Source organism: Arthrobacter sp. PGP41 (assembly GCF_002953935.1).
In the GTDB taxonomy this organism is placed as follows: Bacteria; Actinomycetota; Actinomycetes; order Actinomycetales; family Micrococcaceae; genus Arthrobacter.
This window is the reverse complement of sequence record NZ_CP026514.1, coordinates 3,126,893-3,153,102: the sequence shown is the minus strand read 5'-3', so window position 1 is coordinate 3,153,102 and position 26,210 is coordinate 3,126,893. Positions and strand designations below refer to the sequence as shown.

22 protein-coding genes and 1 tRNA gene are annotated in these 26,210 nt (G+C 65.0%); 15 read left to right on the top strand and 8 right to left on the bottom strand.

Annotated features, from left to right (window positions below):
* Nucleotides 1-93: 93 nt before the first annotated feature.
* Entirely contained in the window at nt 94-1,179 is a 1,086-nt protein-coding gene (gene ygfZ / locus C3B78_RS14400; RefSeq protein ID WP_199775260.1) for a CAF17-like 4Fe-4S cluster assembly/insertion protein YgfZ, read from the top strand.
* Nucleotides 1,176-1,610, top strand: coding sequence for an ankyrin repeat domain-containing protein (locus C3B78_RS14395; protein ID WP_104998655.1), 435 nt, complete (start codon nt 1,176-1,178; stop codon nt 1,608-1,610). The genes ygfZ and C3B78_RS14395 overlap by 4 nt, the downstream gene beginning before the upstream one ends.
* 85 nt (nt 1,611-1,695) lie before the next feature.
* Here C3B78_RS14395 and C3B78_RS14390 read toward each other — a convergent pair whose 3' ends face one another.
* The 5 genes from C3B78_RS14390 to C3B78_RS14370 all read right to left on the bottom strand — a co-directional run bounded on the left by C3B78_RS14390 (nt 1,696) and on the right by C3B78_RS14370 (nt 5,826).
* Nucleotides 1,696-2,412 (bottom strand): GNAT family N-acetyltransferase, encoded by a 717-nt coding sequence (locus C3B78_RS14390; RefSeq protein ID WP_104998654.1) that lies wholly within the window; start codon nt 2,410-2,412, stop codon nt 1,696-1,698.
* A gap of 82 nt (nt 2,413-2,494) precedes the next feature.
* On the bottom strand, nt 2,495-3,520 hold the full coding sequence (locus C3B78_RS14385; protein WP_104998653.1) for an ATP-dependent 6-phosphofructokinase: 1,026 nt from the start codon (nt 3,518-3,520) through the stop codon (nt 2,495-2,497).
* Nucleotides 3,521-3,671: 151 nt separating this feature from the next.
* A complete protein-coding gene (locus C3B78_RS14380) occupies nt 3,672-3,929 on the bottom strand; it encodes a PspC domain-containing protein (protein WP_104998652.1) in 258 nt (85 codons plus the stop codon).
* 3 nt (nt 3,930-3,932) lie between these two features.
* On the bottom strand, nt 3,933-4,232 hold the full coding sequence (locus tag C3B78_RS14375) for a hypothetical protein (protein ID WP_234005399.1): 300 nt from the start codon (nt 4,230-4,232) through the stop codon (nt 3,933-3,935).
* A gap of 1 nt (nt 4,233) precedes the next feature.
* Nucleotides 4,234-5,826: a PspC domain-containing protein gene (locus C3B78_RS14370; protein ID WP_104998651.1), complete on the bottom strand. Its 1,593-nt coding sequence runs from the start codon at nt 5,824-5,826 to the stop codon at nt 4,234-4,236.
* A gap of 124 nt (nt 5,827-5,950) precedes the next feature.
* Here C3B78_RS14370 and C3B78_RS14365 point away from each other — a divergent pair, with 124 nt between their 5' ends.
* Nucleotides 5,951-7,378: an ATP-binding protein gene (locus C3B78_RS14365; RefSeq protein ID WP_104998650.1), complete on the top strand. Its 1,428-nt coding sequence runs from the start codon at nt 5,951-5,953 to the stop codon at nt 7,376-7,378.
* Nucleotides 7,375-8,064, top strand: a complete 690-nt coding sequence (locus C3B78_RS14360; protein ID WP_104998649.1) for a LuxR C-terminal-related transcriptional regulator — start codon at nt 7,375-7,377, stop codon at nt 8,062-8,064. The genes C3B78_RS14365 and C3B78_RS14360 overlap by 4 nt, the downstream gene beginning before the upstream one ends.
* Nucleotides 8,065-8,177: 113 nt before the next feature.
* Here C3B78_RS14360 and C3B78_RS14355 read toward each other — a convergent pair whose 3' ends face one another.
* Nucleotides 8,178-9,395 carry a pyridoxal phosphate-dependent aminotransferase gene (locus C3B78_RS14355; protein WP_104998648.1) on the bottom strand — a complete coding sequence of 406 codons (1,218 nt, stop codon included), beginning with the start codon at nt 9,393-9,395 and terminating at the stop codon, nt 8,178-8,180.
* A gap of 275 nt (nt 9,396-9,670) precedes the next feature.
* Between C3B78_RS14355 and C3B78_RS14350 the strand changes: the two genes are divergently transcribed.
* The 9 genes from C3B78_RS14350 (at nt 9,671) to rplL (ending at nt 16,218) form a co-directional block, all read left to right on the top strand.
* A tRNA-Trp gene (locus C3B78_RS14350) sits at nt 9,671-9,743 on the top strand.
* Between the two features lie 82 nt (nt 9,744-9,825).
* A complete protein-coding gene (secE, locus tag C3B78_RS14345; RefSeq protein WP_104998647.1) occupies nt 9,826-10,110 on the top strand; it encodes a preprotein translocase subunit SecE in 285 nt (94 codons plus the stop codon).
* 115 nt (nt 10,111-10,225) lie between these two features.
* A complete protein-coding gene (nusG, locus tag C3B78_RS14340; protein WP_104998646.1) occupies nt 10,226-11,038 on the top strand; it encodes a transcription termination/antitermination protein NusG in 813 nt (270 codons plus the stop codon).
* Between the two features lie 129 nt (nt 11,039-11,167).
* The gene (gene rplK, locus C3B78_RS14335; RefSeq protein WP_003803853.1) at nt 11,168-11,599 is read left to right on the top strand and encodes a 50S ribosomal protein L11; all 432 of its coding nucleotides are present in this window, start codon (nt 11,168-11,170) and stop codon (nt 11,597-11,599) included.
* A gap of 186 nt (nt 11,600-11,785) precedes the next feature.
* The gene (gene rplA, locus C3B78_RS14330; protein WP_104998645.1) at nt 11,786-12,493 is read left to right on the top strand and encodes a 50S ribosomal protein L1; all 708 of its coding nucleotides are present in this window, start codon (nt 11,786-11,788) and stop codon (nt 12,491-12,493) included.
* A 124-nt stretch (nt 12,494-12,617) separates the two neighbouring features.
* Nucleotides 12,618-13,757, top strand: a complete 1,140-nt coding sequence (locus tag C3B78_RS14325) for a GNAT family N-acetyltransferase (RefSeq protein ID WP_104998644.1) — start codon at nt 12,618-12,620, stop codon at nt 13,755-13,757.
* An 8-nt stretch (nt 13,758-13,765) separates the two neighbouring features.
* Nucleotides 13,766-14,884, top strand: a complete 1,119-nt coding sequence (locus tag C3B78_RS14320) for a GNAT family N-acetyltransferase (protein WP_104998643.1) — start codon at nt 13,766-13,768, stop codon at nt 14,882-14,884.
* 297 nt (nt 14,885-15,181) lie between these two features.
* Entirely contained in the window at nt 15,182-15,763 is a 582-nt protein-coding gene (gene rplJ, locus C3B78_RS14315; RefSeq protein WP_104998642.1) for a 50S ribosomal protein L10, read from the top strand.
* Between the two features lie 77 nt (nt 15,764-15,840).
* Nucleotides 15,841-16,218, top strand: coding sequence for a 50S ribosomal protein L7/L12 (gene rplL, locus C3B78_RS14310; protein ID WP_013601842.1), 378 nt, complete (start codon nt 15,841-15,843; stop codon nt 16,216-16,218).
* A gap of 137 nt (nt 16,219-16,355) precedes the next feature.
* Here the strand turns inward: rplL and C3B78_RS14305 are convergent, their stop codons facing one another.
* Together C3B78_RS14305 and C3B78_RS14300 are read right to left on the bottom strand one after the other, a co-directional pair.
* Nucleotides 16,356-16,853 carry an aminoacyl-tRNA deacylase gene (locus C3B78_RS14305; protein ID WP_104998641.1) on the bottom strand — a complete coding sequence of 166 codons (498 nt, stop codon included), beginning with the start codon at nt 16,851-16,853 and terminating at the stop codon, nt 16,356-16,358.
* Complete coding sequence (locus C3B78_RS14300) at nt 16,853-18,052, bottom strand: acetyl-CoA C-acetyltransferase (protein WP_104998640.1); 1,200 nt, start codon at nt 18,050-18,052, stop codon at nt 16,853-16,855. The genes C3B78_RS14305 and C3B78_RS14300 overlap by 1 nt, the downstream gene beginning before the upstream one ends.
* Nucleotides 18,053-18,513: 461 nt before the next feature.
* On the opposite strand from C3B78_RS14300, the gene rpoB reads away from it, so the two are divergent.
* Nucleotides 18,514-22,023 carry a DNA-directed RNA polymerase subunit beta gene (gene rpoB, locus C3B78_RS14295; RefSeq protein ID WP_104999808.1) on the top strand — a complete coding sequence of 1,170 codons (3,510 nt, stop codon included), beginning with the start codon at nt 18,514-18,516 and terminating at the stop codon, nt 22,021-22,023.
* A 99-nt stretch (nt 22,024-22,122) separates the two neighbouring features.
* Nucleotides 22,123-26,022, top strand: a complete 3,900-nt coding sequence (locus C3B78_RS14290) for a DNA-directed RNA polymerase subunit beta' (RefSeq protein WP_104998639.1) — start codon at nt 22,123-22,125, stop codon at nt 26,020-26,022.
* Nucleotides 26,023-26,210: the final 188 nt, after the last annotated feature.

Sequence of the window (26,210 nt, the reverse complement as noted above, 5' to 3'; positions counted from 1 at the left end):
CCGTCCTTCCGCGCCGAGGGTGCAGGCGGCCGAATCCCGCGTCGATTTGCAAGAATCCGGAATACCGCCGAGCCCCAAGGACTTCTACTACATATGACTACTCCCAGCCCCCTGCTGTCGCGCCCTGGCGCCGTCGAGGCGGCCGGTGCCGACGCCGGTGTTGCCGCCCACTACGGTGAGCCCCTCCGCGAGCAGCGCGCCCTCGCGGCCGGAACCGCCGTCGTCGACCTCTCCTCCCGCGGCGTCGTGACAGTGACAGGTCCGGACCGCCTCAGCTGGCTCAACACCCTCTCCTCGCAGCAGGTCACAGGCCTGCAGCCGGGCGAGTCCAGCGAACTGCTCCTTCTGAGCGTGCAGGGCCGGATCGATTTCGACGCCCGGGTCATTGACGACGGCGGCACCACCTGGCTGATCGTCGAGGCCGCCGAAGCCGCCCCGCTGGCAGAGTTCCTCAACAGGATGAAGTTCACGCTGCGGGTGGATATCGCGGATGCCTCCGCGGACTGGGCCGTGGTCGGCAGCACGAAGGCTGTGCCCGAATGGTCCGGTCTGCTGGCCTGGCAGGACCCGTGGCCGCACGTGGGGGCGGGCGGCTACTCCTACGCCACTGTCCCGGAGTCGGGCCACCCCGGCCTGGACCGGCCGTGGTTCGAGTACCTGGTGCCGGCCGACGAGCTGGAGCGGACAGTGGGAGAGCGCCCCCTTGCAGGCGTCCTTGCCGCCGAGGCGCTGCGCGTGGCCGCCTGGCGTCCCCGGATCGGGGCCGAGACGGACGACAAGACCATTCCGCACGAGCTGGACCTCCTGCGGACCGCCGTGCACCTGGCCAAGGGCTGCTACAAAGGACAGGAAACCATCGCGCGGGTGCACAATCTGGGCCACCCGCCCCGGCGGCTCGTCTTCCTCCAGCTGGACGGCTCCCAGCACACGCTGCCCCAGGCCGGCAGCCCCGTGCTGGCGGGGGAGCGGAAAGTGGGGACCGTTACATCCGTGGCGCAGCATTATGAGATGGGCCCGGTTGCCCTGGCAGTCATAAAGCGTTCGGTTGCCCCCGATGAGATACTGACGGTCCTGGACGGCGACGAGCCGTACCCCGCTGCCCAGGAACTCATCGTTGCCCCCGACGCCGGCCAGGTGGTGGGGCGCCAGACCGGATTCCTCAGGGGGCCACGCTCATGACCGAAGACGCCGAAACCAGAACAGCGCCGTCCAGCACAGCACCACGCGGCGCAGCGCCCGACGACGAGACGCTGGCCCTGGCGCAGACGCTCTTCCAGGCGGCACGGGAGGGGGAGACTGCACTGTTGCGTGCGTATCTCGACGCCGGCGCTCCCGCCACCTTGACCAATGCGGCCGGGGATTCGCTGCTCATGCTGGCCGCCTACCACGGCCACGCGGAGACCGTTCAGCTCCTCCTGAAACACGGTGCCGATGCCAACTCCGCGAACGACCGGGGCCAGACACCGCTCGCCGGGGCCGCATTCAAGGGTTACACCGACGTTGCCCGGGTCCTGCTCGACGCCGGCGCCGATCCGGACGCAGGTTCGCCGTCCGCCCGCGCAGCAGCCCAAATGTTCGCCCGCCAGGAGATCACGGATCTCCTGGGCTAGTGCCACCGGGTCGCGTCCGGCAGATCACAACCTGGCCGAGGAGGACCCGGTGGCCCTCACCGGACCTGGCGCGGCAATCCCGGGGTCAGCCAAGGTGGACGCTGGTCTGGATTCCGCCGGCTGACAGGCCGAGATTCCGGGCCAGCGCCAGGGCTCCGGTGTTGCTGACGTCCGTCCGCCATTGCAGCGTAAGCCCCGCGGCCAGCGCCTCGTGCGCCGCGATGGAAGCGGCCAGCGTCCCCAGGCCCCGTCGCCGCCATGCCGGATCCACCAGGACACCCAAGTGGGCCAGCAGGCCCTCCCACTCGGAATAGGCTCCGCAGGCAAGCGGCACGCGGCGGCCCTCCACCTCGTGGACGATCGTGTAACGGTTTTCGAGGTCCGACAGGCCCACCTCGTTGACGTCGTCCGGCGGGCAGTTGCCCTCCAGTTCGATGGCCTCCGGGTTGCCGTGTGAAACAGTCATCTCTTCCGGGGGCTGCTTCAGGGGGAGGTCGTCCGCGAAGAACAGGGCTGCGGCGCCCATCCCATGGCCGCCGTGGGACCGCGTCAGCGTCATGAGCGTTACATGCTGGGCCATCTCTTCGTCGGCGATGCCCTCCGCGGCGTCGATGACCCACTGAGGGCCCACCAGGGCAGAGCTGCCAAAAAGCCGGACAAACTCCACCGTCCGGGCATTGTCGTCCGCGCGGACGATCCGTTCCCCGGACGCCAGGGCGGATCCGAAGGCGTCGTCCTCTAGTCCCAGGTGCCGGGCCCACGCGAGCTGGATGATGGCTGCGGAACCGGGGTCAAGTGTCATGCCTCCAGCCTAGGGCGGGCAGCGCGCGCCGCAGAACAGGACGCCACGGCAGCAGGGGAGGACCTGGCCTCCCGGCGACAACTCAGCCGAACAGGACGGCGGCTTCGTCGTAGCGTTTCTGCGGGACGGTCTTGAGCTGTCCGAGCGCATCCTGGAAGCCCACGTGCTCTATGTCCGTTCCCTTGAGCGCCACCATGGTGCCCCAGTAGCCTTCCACCACGGAGTCGATGGCCGCCATGCCCAGTCGGGTGGCCAGGACGCGGTCGAAGGCGGACGGCACGCCGCCGCGCTGGATGTGGCCCAGGATGGTGGCGCGGGTTTCGATGCCGGTCCGGGCTTCCAGTTCCGGGGCGAGTTGGTCCGCGATGCCGCCCAGGCGGGGGCGGCCGAAGGTGTCCAGGCCGCGCTCGGAATGCGGGGTCTCCATGTGCTCCGGGACGAAACCTTCCGCCACCACCACCAACGGCGCACGGCCGCGGGAATGGGCTTCCTTCACCCACTCGGTGATCTGCTCGATGCTGACCTTCTGCTCCGGGATGAGGATGGCGTGCGCACCGGCGGCCATGCCGGCGTGGAGGGCGATCCAGCCGACGTGCCTGCCCATGACTTCGGCAATCATGCAGCGGTGGTGGGACTCACCGGTGGTGCGGAGGCGGTCGATCGCTTCGGTGGCGATCTGCACAGCGGTGTCGAAGCCGAACGTGTAGTCCGTGGCATCAAGGTCGTTGTCCACCGTCTTGGGCACGCCGACGATCTTCAGGCCTGCGTCCGTGAGGCGCTTCGCCGCAGCGAGCGTTCCCTCACCTCCGATGGCGATGATGGCATCAATTCCCAGCCGGTCCATGTGGGCTTTGATGACCTCGGGACCGCCACCGTTTTCGAACGGATTGGTACGTGAGGTGCCCAGGATGGTGCCGCCCTGCTTGGCGATGCCGCGGACCATGGTCCGGGGGATATCGATGATGTCGCCCTCAACGACGCCGCGCCAGCCGTCGAGGAAGCCGACGAACTCGTGGCCGTGGATGGCAATACCTTTGAGGACCGCGCCGCGGATGACCGCATTCAGGCCGGGGCAGTCGCCACCGCTGGTAAGAATTCCGATTTTCATGTCTCGCTCAAATCCTGGGGAGAGGGTTTACAGGCAGAGCGCCACGCTGAGCTCACATAGATTCTAGTGGCGTGTGTGGGGTACGACACAAACTGGTTACACAAAGCCCCCGCTCCGGTGCAGCTGGAGCGGGGGCCTTGTAGTGCTGTTGTCAGGGACGGTTCAGGGACCGCCGCTCGAGGAATACCTGGAGCGGGATGACGTCCTTCTGGTCCGGCAGGATCACCCAGGCCAGGAGGTAGAAGATGACGGCCGGGCCGGGGAGCAGGCAGAAAACCAGGAACGCGATGCGGACGAAAGCAACGTCCACGTTGAGCTTGGCCGCGATTCCTCCCAGTACGCCTCCAAGCCACCGTTCCGGTCCGCGTTTCAGGCCGAGGCCCCTGACGATGCTGAAAAACTTGTCCATGGTTCAAGACTTCCGTGTTGTTGGGCCGTTGTCACGTTTCCGGGCGGAGAGGAGGCCGCCGAGCACCAGGGCCGCGCCTGCCCCGATCATGAGTCCGATCAGGACGTAGGTTCCGTTGAGGGCGACGATGCCCAGTTGGGCGATGATGATCAGTGCGGCGAGGGCCAGGACGATCAGGCCCCAGACGATGGTTCCCACGCGTGCCCCGGAAGATGGGGCAGGAGAGGCGCCTGCCGCCGTCGTGCTTCCCTGTGCATGCGGATCCGGAATGTACGGGTTTGGGCCCGTAGTTTGGCTGCTCATGTCACTTGCCTTCCTGGATGGTGACGTTGCTGACGGTGCCGTTGATCTGGATCACCAGGTGGCTGCCGGGCTTGTCGGTGTTGTAGCTGCCCTGCCGGGTGGTGATGCCGCCCCGCTGGTTCCCGCGTTCGTTCAGGTTGCCGAGGGTCATGTCCGCCTTGATGTCCACGGGCACCTCGCCCGGGATGATCACTGTGACGTTGCTGGCGGTGATGTCCAGGGGGACGCGGACCTCCGAGGTGAGCGGGGTATCCAGGGGCATAGCCGTAAGGTCAACGGTTCCGCTGCCGGCCGTGATGTCGAATCCGCCGCTGGCCTGCTCGATGCTCGTCGGTGCCCAGTCAACGTGCTGGAAGCGGACGCGGTCTCCGTTGTTGCCCACCACATTGAAGATTCCTCCTGTGATCAGGGCCGCCACGGCAAAGAACGAGAGGATGCCGGCGGTCCGGCCGCGGAGGCCAAGAATGAGGATGCAAATGCCCAGGACGGCTGCCGCGCTGGCCCAGGCAACCGCGTTGGCGGAGTTGCCGAGGTCGATGACGTTGGTGAGGTCCAGGGCTTTCAGGCCAGCGCCCACCAGCAGCGCACTGCCTGCAGCGATTGCGACGGCGGGAGTTCCGGGACCTGCGGCGCGCACCCTGGGAGCGGGGGGCGGAACCGGCGACGGCCGGCCGCCGCTGTATCCACCGCTGCCCCATCCACCGCTGCCGGAACCGCTCCCGGCACCAGCTCCGGTGCCACCGACAGTCCCGCCGTAGGGGTTGCCGGCAAACGGGCCGCTGCCTGCGACGTCTGAGTACGGCGGGGTAGTTGGAGTGGACGTCCCCGCTGGGTAGGCAGCCGCGCCGGCCGTAGCTGCACTGGCCGGCGTGCCTGGGGCTGTTTTGTTGCGCTGCACCAGGTAGTACACCAGGTAGATGGCACCGCCGACCCACAACAGGGACCACAGGAAGGGGCCAACACCCCGGTTGCCCCAGCCCCAGAAGCCGTTGCCGAGCCCGCTGAATCCTGCCACCACCGTGATCAGTGAACCCGTCATCCCGGTGGTCCAGCGCCCCGCGCCGGCTTCCTGGACGTGGATGCGCCCGTCGGGCTCAGGCAAGAAGGCCCAGGCAAGTCCGTAGAGAAGCACGCCGATCCCGGCGAAGAGGGCAAGGATGATGAAGACGCCGCGGACAATCAACGGGTCGATTCCCATACGCTGCGCGATGCCGCTGGAAACGCCCCCCACCCAGCGGTCCTGGCCGCGGCTGATTCCCTGGCTGCGGACCCAGCCGAAGAAGTCGGTCTGCTGGTCCGGGACTCCGGCATAGGAGTAGCTGCCGCCGCCAGGAGTTTCCGGCTGCGGAGGGCCCTGGGACCGGTGACCATGCGGATAGTCCTGGGCGGACTCCTGCGCAGTTTCGAAGACTGGTTCATGCGCTGGGCCCGGGCTTGCGGAATCCTGCGGCGATGCGGAGGCAGAAGGAGGCAGAACCAGGGGCTGAATGGGGTTCCCGCGCCTGGGGAGGGGCTCTGTGGGATTCTCCTTTTCCGGGCTGGCTGGGGGATCTTCCGGCGTGCCGTCATGGGGGTTTGGGGTTAGCGAGTTCATACTTCGATCGTGCCGCCCCCGGCTGGGCCGCTCTACTGGGGGACACCCTGAGCCTTCCCTGAGGGGCCCCCGGTTCCCGTGCGAACCGGGTCCGGGAGACCCTGATCCGTGCTTGGATTGAACCATGACATCCGCGCCTGCCCGCCCGCCGCTGGTCCGGAGCAGCGACCGCTTCATTGCGGGGGTCTGTTCAGGCCTCGCCGCGCATCTTGGGCTGCCGGTGAACACTGTGCGTGTGGGGATGGTCCTGGCGTCCCTTGCCGGAGGTGCCGGCGTCGTGTTCTACGCCTGGCTCTGGATCATGGTGCCCACCGCTTACGAAAGCGCCCGGCGGCAGGGACGGCGGCCGGCGTCGCCCATTGCTCCTGCCGTGAGCCTCAAGCCCTTGCCGGCCGGGACTACGGTGGATCCCTTCAAAGGCGTTCCTGCCGGCGGCTCCCCGGGCGGTTCTCCCGCCGGCGCCGGTATGGGCACGCCGTCGGCTAACGCCGGCCCCGGCATGGTTGCAGGAGCAGGACTGGCCGCGGAGGAGGTGCCGGCACCCTGGTTCCGGTTCCGCGAGATGCGGTACGGCAAGGAGATCCTGCTCGGTGCCGGGCTGCTCCTGGTGGCGGGCATCCTGAGCGCCCAACTGCTGGGCGTGGACGTTCCCTTGGGGACCATCATCCCCGCGGCCGCGGTCCTGGGCGGGGCCTCCATCGCCTGGATGCAGCTTGATGAGACCCGCCGGGCCGGGCTGGTGGACAAGACCAAAGCAAACCAAGCGGGCGGCTGGGCCCGGCTCGCCGCCGGCTTGGCGTTGGTGGTGGCGGGCGTCCTGGTGATGGTGTCCGGCTCCGGTTCCTGGGAGCAGACCTGGCTGGCGCTGCTGGCATCCGTGGCCGTCCTCGGCGGGGTGGTGCTGGTCCTGCTGCCGTGGGCGCTGAAGTTCTGGCGCGACCTCGAAGCTGAACGCGCCGGCAGGATCCGCGAGACCGAACGCGCGGAAATCGCGGCACACCTTCACGACTCGGTCCTGCAGACGCTGGCACTCATCCAGCGGCGCGCCGCCAACGAGCACGACGTCGTCCGCCTGGCCCGCGCGCAGGAGCGGGAACTCCGGGGCTGGCTATTCGGCGACCCCGGAAAGGACTCCGGGCTGCTCTCGGACCGGATCAAGGCGGTCGCCGGGGAAGTGGAGGACCTGCTGGGGAACGCAGTGGAGGTGGTCAGCGTGGGAGACACCGAGGTCACCGAGGGGCATGAGGCGCTGATCCAGGCCAGCCGTGAGGCAATGCTTAACGCGTCGCGGCACGGCGGCGGCGCGGTATCGGTCTATCTTGAGGCCACCCGCGGGCGGGCCGAAGTGTTCATCAAGGACCGGGGTCCCGGCTTCGAACTCCAGGACGTCCCCGAAGACCGGCTGGGCGTGCGGGAGTCCATCATCGGCCGGATGAACCGGCACGGAGGCTCGGCCACCATCACCAGCACCAGTGAAGGCACGGAAGTCCGGCTGGGGTTCCCGGCCGCGCAGGCGGAGAAGCAACCGCAGTACACGGAAGGCAAACCATGAACACAGCACAGGGAGCCGGCAACGGGACCAACCGCGCCACACAGTCTGTCCGGGTGGTGCTCGTGGATGATCACGCGATCTTCCGTTCAGGCCTGAAGGCCGACCTCGATCCGAGCGTCCAGATTGTGGGCGAGGCCGCCACCGTGGAGCAGGCCATCGCCGTGATAGCGCAGGAACGGCCGGACGTGGTGCTGCTCGACGTCCACCTGCCGGGCGGCCTCGGCGGCGGCGGCCGCGAAGTGATCGCCGGCTCGGCGGCACTGCTGTCCACTACGAGGTTCCTGGCGCTCAGCGTCTCGGACGCGGCGGAGGACGTGGTGGCGGTCATCCGGGCTGGAGCCCGGGGCTACGTCACCAAGACCATCTCCGGGGCCGAAATAACCGACGCCGTATATCGGGTGGCCGGAGGAGACGCCGTCTTCTCGCCGCGGCTGGCCGGCTTTGTCCTGGACGCCTTCGGCACCGCCCCGGCCGACATCGCGGATGACGAGCTGGACAGGCTCTCCGCGCGGGAGCTCGAGGTGATGCGCCTCATCGCCCGCGGCTACAGCTACAAGGAGGTGGCCAAGGAGCTTTTCATCAGCATCAAGACCGTGGAAACCCACGTCTCGGCAGTACTCCGCAAACTCCAGTTGTCCAGCCGGCACGAGCTGACCAAGTGGGCCGCCGAACGCCGCCTCCTCTAACCCCCACGCAACGCTCTCTCACTTGATGCGCCTTAAACCCGAACGCTCTCTCACTCTCCTGGAGGGAGTGATAGAGCGCTCCGGTTTTTCCCGCGTTAAGTGAGAGAGGGTGCCTACTGGGCCTTGCCCAGGAAGTCCTGCAGGCGCTGCACACCGGTGGCGAGGTCATCGTCGCCCAGTGCGTACGAAAGGCGCAGGAAGCCGGAGGGGCCGAAGGCCTCACCCGGAACCACTGCCACCTCGACCTCGTCCAGGATCAGTGCCGCCAGCTCAGCGGAGGTCTGCGGCGTGGCGGTGCCGGACGCCGTCGGGAATTCCTTCCCCAGCAGCGCGCGGACGTCCGCGTAGACGTAGAAGGCGCCTTTCGGCGTCGGGCATTCCACCCCGTCGATGGCGTTCAGGCCCGCAACGATGGCCTTGCGTCGGCGGTCAAACGCCACCTTCATCTCGTCGACGGCGGTCAGGGGACCGGAAACGGCGGCCAGGGCGGCGATCTGCATGATGTTGGAGACATTGGACGTTGCGTGTGACTGGAGGTTGGTGGCTGCCTTGATGACATCGGCCGGGCCGATCATCCAGCCCACGCGCCAGCCGGTCATGGCGTAAGTCTTCGCGACGCCGTTGAGGATGACGACCTTGTCGCCCAGCTCAGGGGCGGCGGTCGCGATCGAGGTGAAGGGAACGCCGTCGTACGTCAGGTGCTCGTAGATCTCGTCGGTGACCACCCACAGGCCCTTTGACGCCGCCCATTTGCCGATCTCGGCAACCTGCTCCGGCGAGTAGACCGAGCCGGTTGGGTTGGACGGCGAGACGAAAAGCAGGATCTTCGTTTTGTCCGTGACAGCCGCCTCAAGCTGTTCAACAGTGACTAGGTAGTCCTGCTCCGGGCCGGCGAAGACCTCCACGGGCACGCCACCGGCAAGCCGGATGGCTTCCGGGTAGGTGGTCCAGAATGGAGTGGGAACAATGACCTCGTCACCCGGGTCCACCAGGGTGGCGAAGGTGTTGTAGACGGCCTGCTTGCCGCCGTTGGTCACCAGCACCTGGGAAGGGTCCACGGCGTAGCCGGAGTCGCGCTGGGTCTTCTCGGCGATGGCCTTCTTCAGTTCGGGCAGCCCGCCGGCGGGGGAGTAGCGGTGGTATTTCGGCTGGCCCGCCGCCTCAATGGCGGCCTGGACGATGTAGTCCGGGGTGGGAAAGTCGGGTTCACCCGCGCCGAAACCAATGACCGGCCGGCCTGCTGCCTTCAGCGCCTTCGCCTTGGCATCAACGGCGAGGGTTGCGGATTCGGCAATGGCGGAAATGCGCTGGGAAACGCGGGCGGCAGACATGGCAGGTCCGTTCTTCGCTTGCAGCCTGGCGGCTGGAATGTGGGATTCGACGAGTTCTACTCTATGCTGTTCAGCGGACCCTCCGGGTTGCCCGTTTTGATTTGTGACTGTTCCGGTCAATGTCAGCCAGGGGCAGCAGTCGGGGGCCGGAAACGGGCCGGTTCGACGAACGCGAAGTTGTTGCGTAGACTGGTTCACCGGTGTTGAAACACGGATGATGACGTGCGCCCCAGTGCAGCTGGCGGTTCGTCATCGGAGAGTGGAATTCACTCCATAGGGTAGTGGCGCAATTGGTAGCGCAGCGGTCTCCAAAACCGCAGGTTGCAGGTTCGAGTCCTGTCTGCCCTGCGCAAGCTGCCCCGGGCGAAAATCCGGGGCAAGCGCAGCAACCATGGTTCTGATCAGGGCCGGGTAATCCAACATTGCAAAGATGAGCGAGGACCAGGTGACCGAAACAGCTGCCAGCAGCTCCAAGGGCCGCCCAGCTAAGAAGGACGCCAAGGCAAACTTCTTCGCCCGTATTGCACTCTTTGTCCGCCAGATCATCGGCGAGCTGAAGAAGGTTGTTGCACCAACCCGCAAGGAACTGATTAATTACACACTCGTGGTGCTGGTGTTCGTAGGCATCATGATGGTCATCGTCAGCCTGCTGGACATTGGCTTCGGATCCGCCGTCGGCTGGCTCTTCGGCGGTAAAGGCCCCACGGACAGCTAAGGCTGCACCGTCCGCAGGCTGTGTGTTCCATCCGGGAATCCGGAGGGAAACACCCGGTGTGCGGAATTGAGCCATTTAAATAGGCATGTTAGGCAATGAGGAAGCAGGAGACCAAGTGTCTGAGCAGGAGCTCGAGGTAACCGAGACTGAGCTGGAAGAGTCCGCGGACATCACGGCAGAAGCCGGTGACGAGTCTGGGGTTGAATCCTCCGCGCCCGAATCCGATGACGCCGATTCCGATGACTTCGACGCAGAGGCCGATGACGAGGCCGGCTCCGAGGGACAGTCCACCGACGCCCTCGCCGCTGCCGCCGCCAAGGCCGAGGTAGACCCCGCAGAAGAGTTCAAGGCCAAGCTGCGCCGCCAGGAAGGTGACTGGTACGTCATCCACTCCTACGCAGGTTACGAAAACCGCGTGAAGGCCAACCTGGAAACCCGCATCCAGACCCTGGACATGGAAGATTACATCTTCGAGATCCAGGTCCCGATGGAAGAAGTCGTTGAGATCAAGAACGCTCAGCGCAAGGTGATCAACCGCGTCCGCATCCCGGGCTACGTGCTGGTCCGCATGGACCTGACCGACGCCTCCTGGGGCGCCGTCCGGCACACCCCCGGCGTTACCGGCTTCGTGGGCAACGCCCACAACCCGGTGCCGCTGCGCCTTGATGAGGTCTTCTCCATGCTCGCCCCCGTCTTCGAGGAAGAGCAGGCCGAGAAGGGCAAGCCGGTCAACAAGCAGAACCAGGCTCCGGTGGACGTTGACTTCGAGGTCGGCGAGTCGGTCATCGTCAAGGAGGGCCCCTTCGAGACCCTTCCCGCCACGATCTCCGAGATCAAGGTCGAATCCCAGACCCTCGTGGTGCTGGTTTCCATCTTCGAGCGCGAAACCCCGGTCACCCTGGCGTTCAACCAGGTCACCAAGATCTGATTATCCAAAGAATTCGTCCCGGCGCTGCCCGCTTAGCGGCACCGGAACGGCCGGCCGCCTCGCCATGGCGGCCAAAAACCTGAGGCACGCTCCTGTGCCCCAGGACGTTATTGAGAGAAGGACCCTACATTGGCTCCCAAGAAGAAGGTCACCGGCCTCATCAAGCTGCAGATCCAGGCAGGTGCCGCTAACCCGGCTCCGCCGATCGGTCCTGCGCTTGGCCAGCACGGTGTCAACATCATGGAATTCTGCAAGGCGTACAACGCTGCGACGGAAGCCCAGCGCGGAAACGTCATCCCCGTGGAAATCACGGTCTACGAGGACCGTTCCTTTACGTTCATCACCAAGACACCGCCGGCTGCAGAGCTCATCAAGAAGGCTGCAGGCGTCGCCAAGGGTTCAGCTACCCCGCACACCGTCAAGGTTGCCAAGCTGACCCAGGCCCAGGTCAACGAGATTGCTTCCACCAAGATGGAAGACCTCAACGCCACCAGCCTCGAAGGCGCCGCGAAAATCATCGCCGGCACCGCCCGCTCCATGGGTATCACCGTCGAAGGCTAGTCGCTTCCGTCGCCTTGGCGTCGGGCTCGGGAAACCGATCACGACGACGGGCGGCACCGCCGGGACGACCGGCACCACCTACATAGAAATGTTGGGAACCGGGCACGGATAACGAGTCCGCTCACCAACTGTGGCAGGGCCCAGCGCGGTCCGCAGACCACAACTGCACAAGGAGAAACAAGCAGCATGGCAAAGCGCAGCAAAGCATATGAGGCAGCAGCCGCCAAGATCGACGCGGAGAAGTTCTACGCGCCGTTCGAGGCAGTAACCCTCGCCAAGGACACCAACCCGTCCAAGTTCGATGCCACCGTAGAGGTTGCATTCCGCCTCGGCGTCGACCCCCGCAAGGCTGACCAGATGGTCCGCGGCACGGTCAACCTGCCCCACGGCACCGGTAAGACCGCCCGCGTCCTGGTGTTCGCCACCGGCGACAAGGCTGAGGCTGCAATCGCCGCCGGCGCCGACTTCGTTGGTTCCGATGACCTGATCGAAAAGATCGCGGCCGGCTGGACCGACTTCGACGCCGCCGTCGCCACCCCTGACCTCATGGGCAAGGTTGGCCGCCTCGGTAAGGTCCTGGGTCCGCGTAACCTGATGCCGAACCCGAAGACGGGCACCGTGACCCCTGACGTCACCAAGGCCGTCAACGACATCAAGGGTGGAAAGATCGACTTCCGCGTCGACAAGCACTCCAACCTGCACTTCATCATCGGCAAGGTGTCCTTCGACGCCGTCAAGCTGGCCGAGAACTACGCAGCAGCGCTGGAAGAGGTGCTTCGCCTGAAGCCGTCCGCTTCCAAGGGCCGTTACATCCAGAAGGCTACTGTCGCCACCACGTTCGGTCCCGGCATCTCCGTTGACCCGAACGTCACCAAGGTTCTGACCGAGGCCTAAATCCTCACCTGAACTTCTGGCTGCGGACCCGTCCGCAGCCAACACAACCGCCCGGCACCTGTGCCGGGCGGTTGTGTTTTAAGCGTCCGTCCCGGAAGGGTTGCGTTGTGCCTAAGCTGTAGAAATGGCCGGACCGGAGTTGGATGGCGTCCCGGGGACGCCCGATGCCCTCACGATTTCCGCCGTCGACGTCCTCCTGGCACCTGGCAGCGGAATGGTGGCAGGCGCCCGGGAGGCAACTGCCGACTTCAAGGTGTGCCATGCCATGCGTGTGGCCCACGAACTGGAGCTGTGGGGCAACCTGGACCGCTGCCCCACGCTGGCGGAAGCCGTGGAGTTCTGGCGGGGCAATGAGTACGAGGAGCGGCAGTTTTACCTTGCCAGGCTAGGCCGGGAACCGGTGGGCTTCTGCTCTGTGACGCTCCCGCTCCGCGAGAACACGCACACCGCCGGAATCGACGTCCTCGTCTCCCCGGCCCACCGGCGCCGGGGTTTGGGACGCATCCTCCGGGAACACGCCGAAACCGTAGCCCGGGAGCGGGGCAGGACGTCCCTGGACGCCTATCACGAGGTCCCGCTGGAGTATGCGGACGGAGCTGTCCTGCTGCCCGCCAAATCCGGTGCGGGTGCCCTGCCGCTGACGGCCCCCGCCGTAGCCTTTGCCCTCGCTTCCGGCTACGAGCTGGAGCAGGTTGAGCGATCCAGCCGCCTGGAGCTGCCGGTGCCGCCGGAACTGCTGGACCATTTGGAGGCCGAAGCCTCTTCCCGGGCCGCAGGCTACGGACTTATCGGCTGGGACGATCACTGCCCGGAGACCCTGGTGGACGCCTTCGCCCGGCTAAAGGCCAGGATGACCGAGGACGTTCCCATCGCCGGCATGGACTGGGAAGGCGAGGACTGGGATGCCGCCCGCGTGCGGGAGGAGGAACGGACGCTGCTCGGGGGCGGAGTGCAGTCGGCAGTGACGGCGGCCCTCCACCTAAGTACGGGCGAGCTGGTTGCCTACACCGTCCTGAACTGGCGGCCCGGGGTCCCCGACACGATCGCCCAGCAGGACACGCTCGTTGCCGGAGGCCACCGCGGCCACCGCCTCGGGCTCCTGGTGAAACTGGCGAACCTCCGGCGCGCCCAGGACAGGTGGCCGTCCGCGCGTTCGGTGTTGACGTGGAATGCCATTGAAAACCAACATATGCTGGCCATAAATATTGCCCTTGGATTCAGGCCCGCCGGCTATGAAGGTGAGTGGCAGAAACGGCTGGGATGAAGACGCCAATGGCAAAAGACGTGAAGATCGAACAGCTCTGGATCCCCGACTCACTCGAGTCCCCGGACGCCGCAGACTTCCTTGCCGCCGTCGAGGTGGGCCGGAAGGTCCGGATGCAGACCTGGGGGAGTGACGACCTCGCCTACGAGCCGCTGGAAAAGCTCCTGGAATTTGAAGACCCCTATGAGCGGCAGCTCATCCTGGTGGCCAAAGTGGAGGGCGAAATCGTGGGCACCGTGGACATCGCCTTGCCCCTCACCGACAACCTGGACCTCGCGGAGTTCACGCTGGACATCCTGCCGGAATTCCAGCGCCAGGGCGTGGGCAGGCGGCTGCTCCAGGCCGCCGAACAGCTGGCCCGGGCAGAGGGGCGCACCATGATCCTGGTGGACACCAACCACCCGGGTGCGTCGCTTCACGAGTTCGAAAAGGCTCAGCTTGTCCCCGGTTCCGGCCAGGGCTTCGTGCCGCTTGAGAGCCGCGAAGTAGAGTTCGCGCAGAAGACCGGGTACACGCTCCAACACATTGAACAGTTCAGCTCCTGCGCCCTGCCGCTGGATTCGAAGCTGGTTGCGGATCTGCAGGCCGAAGCGGAAGAGGCCAACAACGGCCGCTACCGGCTGCACCACTGGACGGACCGGTGCCCTGACCAATGGCTCGAAGCTGTCGCCGTCCTTGAGAACCAGGCGGGTGCCGACGTCGATCCCTCCTTGGAAGCGCCCGTTGAGCAGGACATGGTGTTCGACGGCGGCATCCTCCGGGAAGCGGAAGACGTCGCCATCGCGCAGGGGCGGCGGACGGTGGTCACCGCCGTCGAGCACCTCGCCACCGGCGCCCTTGTGGGCCTGACCACCATCACTGTCCTGGCTCACCGCGCCGATGTTGTCTTCCAGGACGACACACTGGTGCTGCAGGAACACCGCGGAAACAAGCTCGGCCTGCTGATCAAGGTGGCAAACATGGAACGGCTCACCGAACAGTTTCCGGATGCCCGGATCATCTACACCTGGAATGCGCCGGAAAACCGGTACCTCCTGACGGTCAACAAGCAGCTGGGGTTCCAGACGGCCGGGGTCACCGGCATCTGGCAGAAAGAACTCCCGCAGCTGGGCACAAGCACCAGCTGACGGCGCGATTTGGCGCAGTGATGGCTCTCCCGTAGACTTGAAGGACCAAAGACCGTCGGTTGTTGGAAATCCACTCTCTCGAACATGGCTCAACTCTGCAGTTGTGCGCGGGAGGCGCAGTGGATTTCTGGACGAAGGACCCTCAACGTAGGGCGGCCGGCGCAGGTGAACGAAGCAGCAGCTCCATGGGATATCCGTGTTGAGCCAAGCCCCGTGCATCTGCGCGGGGCGTTTTTAGTTTTAGCTCACCTTGAGCGGGGACCGTCGAATACCGGCACTATCCCCGGAAGGAGGGTTATGGCAACGCCTACCAAGGTTTCAGCAGTAGCTGAGATCACTAACGATTTCAAGGAATCGAACGCCGCTGTCCTGACCGAATACCGTGGGCTCACCGTTGCACAGCTCAAGCAGCTGCGTGTTTCTCTCGGCCAGGACACCAAGTTCGCGGTCGTCAAGAACACCCTGACCGCCATTGCAGCCAAGGAAGCCGGCGTTGAAGCATTCAACGACCAGCTCTCCGGCCCCACTGCAATCGCGTTCATCAAGGGTGACGCAGTTGCCGCTGCCAAGAGCCTGACGGATTTTGCCAAGACCAACAAGCAGCTCGTCATCAAGACCGGCTACTTCGAGGGCAAGGCTCTGAACGCCAGCGAGGTTGCCGCACTGGCAGCACTCGAGTCCCGTGAGCTGCAGCTCGCCAAGGTTGCAGGCGTCCTCAAGGCCCCTGCCGCCGCCGCTGCACGCATCATTGACGCACTGCGCCTCAAGCTTGAAGAAGAGAACGGTGCACCGGCAGCTGCCGAGGCGCCTGCCGCTGAAGAAGCACCTGCCGCAGAAGCTGAAGCCCCGGCTGACGCTCCCGCAGCTGAAGAGAACTAAGTCTCTTCACCCCACCAGACTCCGGTGTGATGCCCGGCCCCGTGCCGCTGAACACCACAACAGGAAGGACGCCTACCATGGCGAAGCTCAGCAACGAAGAGCTCATTGAAGCTTTCAAGGAACTGACCATCATCGAGCTCTCCGAGTTCGTCAAGCTCTTCGAAGAGACCTTCGAAGTTACCGCTGCTGCTGTTGCAGTTGCCGGCCCCGCCGGTGGCGCAGCTGCTGAAGAGGTTGAAGAGAAGACCGACTTCGACGTCGTCCTCGAAGCAGCCGGCGACAAGAAGATCGCAGTGATCAAGGAAGTTCGCGCCATCACTTCCCTGGGCCTCAAGGAAGCAAAGGACCTGGTTGACAGCGCTCCCAAGGCTGTCCTCGAAGGTGCAACCAAGGAAGCTGCCGAGAAGGCCAAGGAGCAGCTCGAGGCTGCAGGCGCCACCGTTACCCTCAAGTAACAGCGCCTTTTCCACGAAAAGCCCCGCCCACATCTAGTGGGCGGGGCTTTTGCGTTCCCAGCCCAACTAGGTAGCGCTAAGTGTCGTTTTGAGGGTTCAAAACGACACTTGGCGCTACCTAGTTGGGTCCGGGGAGGTCAGGCGGGGTCGCTGATGTCCGCGACCACGGCACCCAGTGCTGCGGTCAGGGCGTCCGCGTCCACGAAGGCACTGTAGCCGTGGGCCCCTGAGCCCATCGAGATCCTGCGCCCGGTCACGGTGGAGTCCGCATAGACCGGCCAGCTCTTGGTGCTGCCCAGCGGGGTGATGGTGCCGCGTTCATAGCCGGTTGCATCCAGGGCCACGTCCGCGGGCGGCAGCGACAGCTTGTTGACGCCCACCAGTGTCCGCAGTTTGGGCCACGAGATCTGGCGGTCGCCGGGAATCAGCGCAAACAGGAACGAGCCGTCCTTGTGCTTGACCACCAGCGACTTCACGATGTCCCCCGGCGTGATTCCCAGGATGCCGGCTGCTTCCTCGAGGCTTTTGGCGGCGGGTCTTTCGACGACGTCCACCTGCAGGCCGCGGGCGGCGGCATCGGCCAGGAAGCGTCCATGTCCGACGCCGTCCGCGTCCTTCCTGATCTGGCCCGCCATTAGTCGCGGTACAGCAGGAGCGCTTCGCCCTGCCCGCCGCCGCCGCACAGGGACACTGCCGCCTTGCCGGTTCCGCGGCGCTTGAGTTCATGGGCTGCATGCACGGCCAGGCGGGCGCCGGAGGCCCCGATAGGGTGGCCCAGCGCAATTGCCCCGCCATGGATATTGCACCTCTCAAGCGGGTAGTCCAAGTCCTTCAGTGACTGCACCGCCACCGATCCGAAGGCCTCGTTGATTTCAATGAAGTCGAGGTCAGCAGCGGTCCAGCCCGCCCGTGCCAAAGCGTCCCGGATGGCGTTGGACGGCTGGGAGTGCAGCGAGTTGTCCGGTCCTGCCACCTGCCCGGGCTTCCCAACCACAGCAAGGTACTCAAGGCCGTGTTTCTCCGCATAACCGCGGGAGGCCAGCACAAGGGCGGCCGCCCCGTCGGACAGGGGAGAGGAGTTCCCGGCGGTGATGGTGCCGTCCGTGACGAAGGCGGCGCGCAGGCCGGCGAGGGAATCCACGGAAGTGTTGGGCCGGACCCCTTCGTCCGTGGACACCACGATGGGGTCGCCCTTGCGCTGCTTCACGCTGACCGGGACGATCTCGTCGTCGAACGTTCCATTCTTGGCAGCCAGCGCGGCACGTTGGTGGGACTGCGCCGCGACGTTGTCCTGGGAGGTCCGGTCAATCCCCAGGGCCAGGTTGCGGGTCTCGGTGGAGAGGCCCATGGACTGGCCGTCGAAGGCGTCAGTCAGGCCATCGTGGGCGGCGGCGTCCAGTGCCTGGATTGAGCCGTACGTCCACCCCTGCCTGGAGCCGGGCAGCAGGTGCGGGGCCCGGGTCATGGATTCCTGGCCGCCGGCCACCACAACGTCCGCCTCCCCGGCCCGGATCAGGCGGGCAGCGTCGATCACCGCGGTGAGCCCGGACAGGCACACCTTGTTCACGGTCACGGCAGGGACGTCCCAGCCGATGCCGGCGCCAATGGAGCTTTGCCGGGCGGGGTTCTGGCCGGCGCCCGCCTGCAGCACCTGGCCCATGATGACGGCGTCCACGTCGGCGGCGCCCACGCCGCTGGCTTCCAGGGCAGCCTTGATGGCGCGGGCCCCGAGCTCCACCGCGGTGAAGCTTGCCAGTTGACCGTTGATCCGGCCCTGCGGTGTGCGCGCTGCTGCGAGTATGACAACGTCAGTGTTGTCAGGAGAGTTGCCCATGGTTATCTCTTCCGGTCTATTTTCGGTGTAGGCCACCAAGGGTACCGTGACCCTGGTCACCTAACTATTCAAACGCCGGTCCCGCCAGGTGCATTCCGCAAAGCGAGGTGCATCCCGGAAAGCGGGTGGCGTCCCGGGGCTTGTTCAGGGGGCCCCTTCAAATGGTGCCGTAGAGCTGGGCGGAAACCGGTGCTTGCAATCGGGCCGGATGTGGGGTAGACATGTAGGTTATTTTGCCGTATCGTAGATATTTGCGTCTTCCCTGTTTACCTTCAGCCTTCATATAGCGGTGGGCTTTGCCTGGCAGCTGACAATCAACGTGCCGTCAACAACGTCACAGCATGGTCAGCACGGGCCCCGGGTCATATAGCGGAACCGGACTGGTAGCACTGCGGAGCATTCCGCAGGGTGCACAGCGGGGGAGATCTGAAAACGCCTGAAGGTCTGTGGAAGGATCCCTCTTGGTCGCCTCGAGCACCTCTAATAACGAAACCGCTAACACCGCCGACAGCACTGATGGTGCCACTCGCCGGCTCTCATTCGCAAAGATTCACGAACCTCTTGACGTTCCGAATCTGCTTGCCCTCCAGACGGACAGCTTCGACTGGCTGGTCGGAAATGAGCGCTGGCAGGCACGCGTAGCGAAGGCTGTCGAAGAAAACGATCTCAGCGTCGCCACTACGTCCGGCCTGTCGGACATCTTCGAAGAGATCTCCCCGATCGAGGACTTCCAGGGCACCATGTCCCTGAGCTTCTCCGATCCGGAGTTCGCTGACCCCAAATACACCATGGCCGAGTGCAAGGACCGGGACGCTACATACTCGGCTCCCCTGTACGTCAAGGCCGAGTTCATGAACAACAACACGGGCGAAATCAAGCAGCAGACCGTGTTCATGGGTGACTTCCCGCTGATGACCGAGAAGGGCACCTTCGTCGTCAACGGCACCGAGCGTGTCGTCGTCTCCCAGCTGGTCCGTTCTCCGGGCGCCTACTTCGAGCGCGCCGCCGACAAGACCAGCGACAAGGACATCTTCACCGCGAAGATCATCCCGTCCCGCGGCGCCTGGTTCGAACTGGAAATCGACAAGCGCGACCAGGTCGGCGTGCGCCTCGACCGCAAGCGCAAGCAGTCCGTCACGGTCCTGCTCAAGGCCCTCGGCTGGACCGAAGGCCAGATCCTCGAGGAGTTCGGCCAGTACGACTCCATGCGGGCAACCCTGGAGAAGGACGCCACCGAAACCCGCGAAGACGCGTTGCTTGACATCTACCGGAAGCTGCGCCCGGGCGAGCCGCCCACCGTCGAGGCTGCCCAGTCGCTGCTGGACAACCTGTACTTCAACTCCAAGCGCTACGATCTGGCCAAGGTTGGCCGCTACAAGATCAACCGCAAGCTTGGCATCGACCGCTCCCTTGGCGACAAGGAAGCTTCGGTCCTGCACGTTGAAGACATCGTTGCCATGATCAAGTTCCTCGTCGCGCTGCACGCCGGCGAGAAGACCATCAAGGGCACCCGCGATGGCCAGGAGGTGGACCTGCGCGTCGAAATCGACGACATCGACCACTTCGGCAACCGCCGCATCCGCGCCGTCGGCGAGCTCATCGAGAACCAGGTCCGCACCGGCCTGTCCCGCATGGAGCGCGTTGTCCGCGAGCGTATGACCACCCAGGACGTCGAGGCCATCACGCCGCAGACCCTGATCAACATCCGCCCCGTGGTCGCCGCGATCAAGGAGTTCTTCGGAACCTCCCAGCTCTCGCAGTTCATGGACCAGAACAACCCGCTCTCGGGCCTGACCCACAAGCGCCGCCTGTCCGCGCTTGGCCCCGGTGGTCTGTCCCGTGACCGCGCCGGCATGGAAGTCCGTGACGTGCACCCGTCCCACTACGGACGTATGTGCCCCATCGAAACCCCTGAAGGCCCGAACATCGGCCTGATCGGTTCGCTGGCTTCCTACGGACGCATCAACCCGTTCGGCTTCATCGAGACCCCGTACCGCCTGGTCAAGGACGGCGTCGTTTCCGACGACGTCCAGTACCTGACGGCCGACGACGAGGCCGAAGTGCTGATCGCCCAGGCCAACGCGCCGCTGGACGAGAACAAGAAGTTCGCCGAAGAGACCGTCCTGGTCCGTGCCCGCGGTGGTGGAGGCGAGCCTGTCCTCGTTCCCGCCGCAGACGTCGAGTTCATGGACGTTTCCCCGCGCCAGATGGTGTCCGTGGCTACCGCCCTGATCCCGTTCCTCGAGCACGACGATGCCAACCGCGCACTCATGGGTGCCAACATGCAGCGCCAGGCCGTGCCGCTGGTCCGTTCCGAGGCTCCGTTCGTGGGCACCGGCATGGAGCGCGCAGCAGCCGTCGACGCCGGTGACGTTGTCATCGCGAAGAAGGCCGGTGTGGTCACCGAGGTTTCCGCCGAGCTCGTCATCATGCTAAACGACGACGGCACCGAGACCAACTACCGCATCAACAAGTTCGCCCGCTCCAACCAGGGCAACTGCTACAACCACCGTGTCCTGGTGAACGAAGGCCAGCGCCTGGAAGTTGGCGGCATCATCGCCGACGGTCCGGCAACGGACCAGGGCGAGCTCGCCCTCGGCAAGAACCTGCTCGTGGCATTCATGTCATGGGAAGGCCACAACTTCGAGGACGCCATCATCCTCTCGCAGCGCATTGTTGCCGAGGACGTTCTTTCCTCCATCCACATCGAGGAGCACGAGATCGATGCCCGCGACACCAAGCTTGGTGCCGAGGAAATCACCCGTGACATCCCCAACGTGTCCGAGGAAGTCCTGGCGGGCCTGGACGAGCGCGGCATCATCCACATCGGTGCCGAGGTTGAAGCCGGCGACATCCTGGTCGGAAAGGTCACCCCGAAGGGTGAAACCGAGCTGACCCCGGAAGAGCGCCTGCTGCGCGCGATCTTCGGCGAGAAGTCCCGCGAAGTGCGCGACACCTCCCTGAAGGTGCCCCACGGCGAGTCCGGCACGGTCATCGGCGTGCGCGTCTTCGACCGCGACAACGACGACGAGCTGCCCCCGGGCGTCAACCAGCTGGTCCGCGTCTACGTCGCTGCCAAGCGCAAGATCACCGACGGCGACAAGCTCGCCGGCCGCCACGGCAACAAGGGTGTCATCTCCAAGATCCTCCCCGTTGAGGACATGCCCTTCCTGGCCGACGGTACCCCCGTTGACATCGTCCTGAACCCGCTGGGTGTTCCGGGCCGTATGAACGTGGGCCAGGTGCTCGAGACGCACCTCGGCTGGGTTGCCAAGACCGGTTGGAAGATCGAAGGCGAGCCCGAATGGGTCAAGCAGCTGCCGAACCTGCCGCGCGAGAGTGGCCAGACCACTGTTGCAACGCCGGTGTTCGACGGCGCCCGCGAAGAGGAAATCACGGGCCTGCTCGACTCCACCAACGTGACGCGTGACGGCGAACGCCTGATCAACTCCTCCGGCAAGACCCGCCTGTTCGACGGCCGCTCCGGCGAGCCGTTCCCGGATCCGATCTCGGTCGGCTACATGTACATCCTGAAGCTCCACCACCTGGTGGACGACAAGATCCACGCGCGCTCCACCGGCCCGTACTCCATGATCACGCAGCAGCCGCTGGGTGGTAAGGCACAGTTCGGTGGCCAGCGCTTCGGTGAAATGGAAGTGTGGGCGCTCGAAGCTTACGGCGCCGCCTACACGCTCCAGGAGCTCCTCACCATCAAGTCTGACGACATCCATGGCCGCGTGAAGGTATACGAAGCCATCGTCAAGGGCGAGAACATCCCCGAGCCGGGCGTTCCCGAGTCCTTCAAGGTCTTGATCAAGGAAATGCAGTCGCTGTGCCTGAACGTGGAAGTCCTCTCCACGGACGGAACCACAATTGAAATGCGTGACTCTGATGACGCAGTCTTCACGGCTGCGGAGGAACTGGGTATCGATCTGTCCCGTGCAGAGCCCAGTTCCGTAGAAGAGGTCTAAGGAGTCCGACGACGACGGGCCGGTGCCCGTCGTCGTCCTCCTTCCTCATCCCGCACCCAAGACTTCAGAATTTAGAGAACAAGAGAGAACAGGGACCATATGTCCAGCGAATCCTCCTTCGGCCTCATGCAGATCGGCCTCGCCACCGCGGAAGACATCCGCGGCTGGTCTTACGGCGAGGTTAAGAAGCCGGAAACCATCAACTACCGCACGCTCAAGCCCGAGAAGGACGGCCTCTTCTGCGAGAAGATCTTCGGCCCCTCCCGGGACTGGGAATGCTACTGCGGCAAGTACAAGCGCGTGCGCTTCAAGGGCATCATCTGTGAGCGTTGTGGCGTTGAAGTCACGCGCGCAAAGGTCCGCCGCGAACGCATGGGCCACATCGAACTGGCCGCTCCGGTCACGCACATCTGGTACTTCAAGGGTGTTCCCTCACGCCTGGGCTACCTCCTTGACCTGGCGCCGAAGGACCTCGAAAAGGTCATCTACTTCGCCGCCTACATGATCACCAGCGTTGATGAAGCCGCCCGCCACGAGGAACTGCCCAACCTGCAGGTTGAGCACGACATCGAGAAGAAGCAGCTCATCGACAACCGCGACTCCGACATCGCGGCGATCGCCCGCGACCTCGAAGGCGAAATCGCCCGCCTCGAAGGCGAAGGCGCGAAGGCTGCCGACAAGAAGAAGGCCCGCGACTCCGCGGACCGCCAGATGGCCAACGTGCGCAAGCGTGCGGACGCCGACATCGAGCGCCTCGAGCAGGTCTGGGACCGCTTCAAGAACCTCAAGGTCGCAGACCTCGAAGGTGACGAAGGCCTGTACCGTGAGCTGCGCGACCGCTACGGCATGTACTTCGAAGGCTCCATGGGTGCCGAAGCCATCAAGAAGCGCCTTGAGAGCTTCGACATGCAGGCCGAATCGGACCTGCTGCGCGACATCATTGCCAACGGCAAGGGCCAGCGCAAGACCCGCGCCCTGAAGCGCCTGAAAGTGGTCAACGCGTTCCTGACCACCAACAACAGCCCGCTTGGCATGGTCCTCGACGCCGTCCCGGTGATCCCGCCGGAACTGCGCCCCATGGTCCAGCTGGACGGCGGCCGCTTCGCGACCTCCGACCTCAACGACCTGTACCGCCGCGTGATCAACCGCAACAACCGCCTCAAGCGCCTGCTTGACCTCGGTGCTCCGGAGATCATCGTCAACAACGAGAAGCGCATGCTTCAGGAAGCTGTTGACAGCCTCTTCGACAACGGCCGCCGCGGCCGTCCGGTCACCGGACCGGGCAACCGTCCGCTGAAGTCCCTGAGCGACATGCTCAAGGGCAAGCAGGGCCGTTTCCGCCAGAACCTTCTGGGCAAGCGCGTCGACTACTCGGGCCGTTCGGTCATTGTCGTCGGTCCGCAGCTGAAGCTGCACCAGTGCGGCCTGCCCAAGCAGATGGCGCTGGAGCTCTTCAAGCCGTTCGTGATGAAGCGCCTGGTTGACCTCAACCACGCCCAGAACATCAAGTCGGCCAAGCGCATGGTTGAGCGTTACCGTCCGCAGGTTTGGGACGTGCTGGAAGAGATCATCACCGAACACCCGGTGCTGCTCAACCGTGCACCCACCCTGCACCGCCTCGGCATCCAGGCCTTCGAGCCGCAGCTTGTTGAAGGCAAGGCAATCCAGCTCCACCCGCTGGTTTGTGGCGCCTTCAACGCCGACTTCGACGGCGACCAGATGGCAGTCCACCTGCCGCTGAGCCCCGAAGCCCAGGCTGAAGCCCGCATCCTGATGCTGTCCTCCAACAACATCCTGAAGCCCTCTGACGGACGCCCGGTCACCCTGCCGTCGCAGGATATGATCATCGGCCTCTACCACCTGACCACCAAGCGGAAGGGCTCGGCCGGTGAAGGCCGCATCTTCGGCTCGGTCGCAGAGGCTATCATGGCGTTCGACGCCCGCGAGCTGCACCTGAACTCGCAGGTCAAGATCCGCCTCGAAGGCTTCGTGCCGTACGCCGGCTGGGAAGCTCCGGAGGGCTGGGAGCCGGGCCAGCCGGCACTCGTCCAGACCTCCCTGGGCCAGGTTCTCTTCAACGAGACCCTGCCCGAGGACTACCCGTGGGTTGAGGCTGTTGCCGACAAGGGCGAACTGTCCCGCATCGTCAACGACCTCGCCGAGCGCTACCCGAAGGTCGTCACCGCGGCAACGCTGGACAACCTCAAGGATGCCGGTTTCTACTGGGCCACCCGCTCGGGCGTTACCGTCGCCATCTCGGACATCGAGGTTCCGGCCGCAAAGCCTGAGATCCTCGCCGGTTACGAGGAACGCGCTGCCAAGATCCAGGGCCAGTACGACAAGGGCCTGATCGACGACGACGAGCGTCGCCAGGAACTGATCGAGATCTGGAACAAGGCAACCAACGAGATCGCCCAGGCAATGCGCGACAGCCTGTCGCCGATGAACACCATCAACCGCATGGTGTCCTCCGGTGCACGTGGTAACTGGATGCAGGTCCGCCAGATCGCGGGTATACGTGGCCTGGTGGCCAACCCGAAGGGTGAAATCATCCCGCGTCCCATCAAGTCCTCCTACCGCGAGGGCCTGTCGGTGCTGGAGTACTTCATCGCCACGCACGGTGCCCGTAAGGGCCTGGCTGACACCGCGCTGCGTACCGCAAACTCGGGTTACCTGACCCGTCGCCTTGTGGACGTGTCCCAGGACGTCATCGTCCGCGAAGAGGACTGCGGCACCGAGCGTGGCCTGGTCACGCCCATCGCCGTCGCCGATTCCAACGGTGAGCTGGTCCTGGACGAGAACGTCGAGAACAGTGCCTACGCACGCACCCTCGCCGTCGACGTCGTGGACTCCACGGGCAAGGTCCTTGCGGCCGCCGGCACCGACTGCGGTGACGTGGTCATCGATGAGCTCTTCAAGGCAGGCATCACCGAGGTCAAGGTCCGCTCCGTGCTCACCTGTGAGTCCAGCGTCGGCACCTGCGCCCTCTGCTACGGCCGTTCGCTGGCCACCGGCAAGACCGTGGACATCGGTGAGGCCGTGGGCATCATCGCCGCACAGTCCATTGGTGAGCCCGGTACCCAGCTGACCATGCGTACGTTCCACACCGGTGGTGCAGTCTCCGCCAGCGGTGGCGACGACATCACCCAGGGTCTGCCCCGTATCCAGGAGCTCTTCGAAGCACGTACTCCGAAGGGTGTCGCGCCGATTGCCGAAGCAGCCGGCCGCATCACCATCGAAGAGTCCGAGCGCCAGATGCGCCTGGTCATCACTCCCGATGACGGAACCGAAGAGATCGCGTACCCGGTCCTGCGCCGTTCACGCCTGCTGATCGAGGATGGCGACCACGTCACCGTCGGCCAGAAGCTGATCAACGGACCGGTGGATCCCAAGCAGGTCCTGCGCATCATGGGCCCGCGTGCAGCACAGAAGTTCCTGGTGGACGAGGTCCAGGGCGTGTACCGCAGCCAGGGCATCGGTATCCACGACAAGCACGTCGAGGTTATCGTCCGCCAGATGCTGCGCCGCGTCACGGTCATCGAGTCCGGCGAATCGGACCTGCTGCCCGGCGAGCTCGCCGAGCGCAGCCGCTTCGAGGATGCCAACCGCCGCGTTGTGTCCGAGGGCAAGACTCCGGCATCCGGACGTCCTGAGCTCATGGGTATCACCAAGGCGTCGCTGGCCACTGAATCCTGGCTGTCCGCAGCATCCTTCCAGGAGACCACCCGCGTCCTGACGCAGGCGGCCATGGAGGGCAAGAGCGATCCGCTGCTGGGCCTCAAGGAGAACGTGATCATCGGTAAGCTGATCCCGGCCGGCACGGGCCTCCCGCGCTACACCGAGGTCACCGTGGAGCCCACTGAAGAAGCAAAGGCCAACCTGTTCACCGGCCCCAGCGCGTTCAGTGACTTCTCGTACGACACCCTGGGTGGGGATGGAGCTCCCGAGTTCCACGCCATCCCGCTGGATGACTACGACCTCGGCAACGACTTCCGCTAACCCCTAAAGCAACGCGTGGTCACTTACGGCCCAATCCGCACCCCGGATTGGGCACGTAGTGACCCCGCGTTGCTGTTTAAGCCCGGGTGCACCGGGGGAGTACGGCCTGATTAAGGCGTGGAGCCCGTCCATGCTAGACTTGTTACCAATTGTTATTGTGGCAGTGGATGAGTGCGCCGGTACCAGCT

Coding starts and splice junctions, on each gene's coding strand:
- C3B78_RS14305 (WP_104998641.1), bottom strand. CDS start 16,853: ATGGCGGGCCAGATCAGGAAGGACGCGGACGGCGTCGGACATGGACGC.
- C3B78_RS14395 (WP_104998655.1), top strand. CDS start 1,176: ATGACCGAAGACGCCGAAACCAGAACAGCGCCGTCCAGCACAGCACCA.
- C3B78_RS14355 (WP_104998648.1), bottom strand. CDS start 9,395: ATGTCTGCCGCCCGCGTTTCCCAGCGCATTTCCGCCATTGCCGAATCC.
- C3B78_RS14320 (WP_104998643.1), top strand. CDS start 13,766: ATGGCAAAAGACGTGAAGATCGAACAGCTCTGGATCCCCGACTCACTC.
- rplL (WP_013601842.1), top strand. CDS start 15,841: ATGGCGAAGCTCAGCAACGAAGAGCTCATTGAAGCTTTCAAGGAACTG.
- C3B78_RS14365 (WP_104998650.1), top strand. CDS start 5,951: ATGACATCCGCGCCTGCCCGCCCGCCGCTGGTCCGGAGCAGCGACCGC.
- C3B78_RS14360 (WP_104998649.1), top strand. CDS start 7,375: ATGAACACAGCACAGGGAGCCGGCAACGGGACCAACCGCGCCACACAG.
- C3B78_RS14375 (WP_234005399.1), bottom strand. CDS start 4,232: ATGAGCAGCCAAACTACGGGCCCAAACCCGTACATTCCGGATCCGCAT.
- C3B78_RS14380 (WP_104998652.1), bottom strand. CDS start 3,929: ATGGACAAGTTTTTCAGCATCGTCAGGGGCCTCGGCCTGAAACGCGGA.
- secE (WP_104998647.1), top strand. CDS start 9,826: ATGAGCGAGGACCAGGTGACCGAAACAGCTGCCAGCAGCTCCAAGGGC.
- rplJ (WP_104998642.1), top strand. CDS start 15,182: ATGGCAACGCCTACCAAGGTTTCAGCAGTAGCTGAGATCACTAACGAT.
- C3B78_RS14325 (WP_104998644.1), top strand. CDS start 12,618: ATGGCCGGACCGGAGTTGGATGGCGTCCCGGGGACGCCCGATGCCCTC.
- C3B78_RS14385 (WP_104998653.1), bottom strand. CDS start 3,520: ATGAAAATCGGAATTCTTACCAGCGGTGGCGACTGCCCCGGCCTGAAT.
- C3B78_RS14300 (WP_104998640.1), bottom strand. CDS start 18,052: ATGGGCAACTCTCCTGACAACACTGACGTTGTCATACTCGCAGCAGCG.
- ygfZ (WP_199775260.1), top strand. CDS start 94: ATGACTACTCCCAGCCCCCTGCTGTCGCGCCCTGGCGCCGTCGAGGCG.
- C3B78_RS14390 (WP_104998654.1), bottom strand. CDS start 2,412: ATGACACTTGACCCCGGTTCCGCAGCCATCATCCAGCTCGCGTGGGCC.
- rplA (WP_104998645.1), top strand. CDS start 11,786: ATGGCAAAGCGCAGCAAAGCATATGAGGCAGCAGCCGCCAAGATCGAC.
- C3B78_RS14290 (WP_104998639.1), top strand. CDS start 22,123: ATGTCCAGCGAATCCTCCTTCGGCCTCATGCAGATCGGCCTCGCCACC.
- C3B78_RS14370 (WP_104998651.1), bottom strand. CDS start 5,826: ATGAACTCGCTAACCCCAAACCCCCATGACGGCACGCCGGAAGATCCC.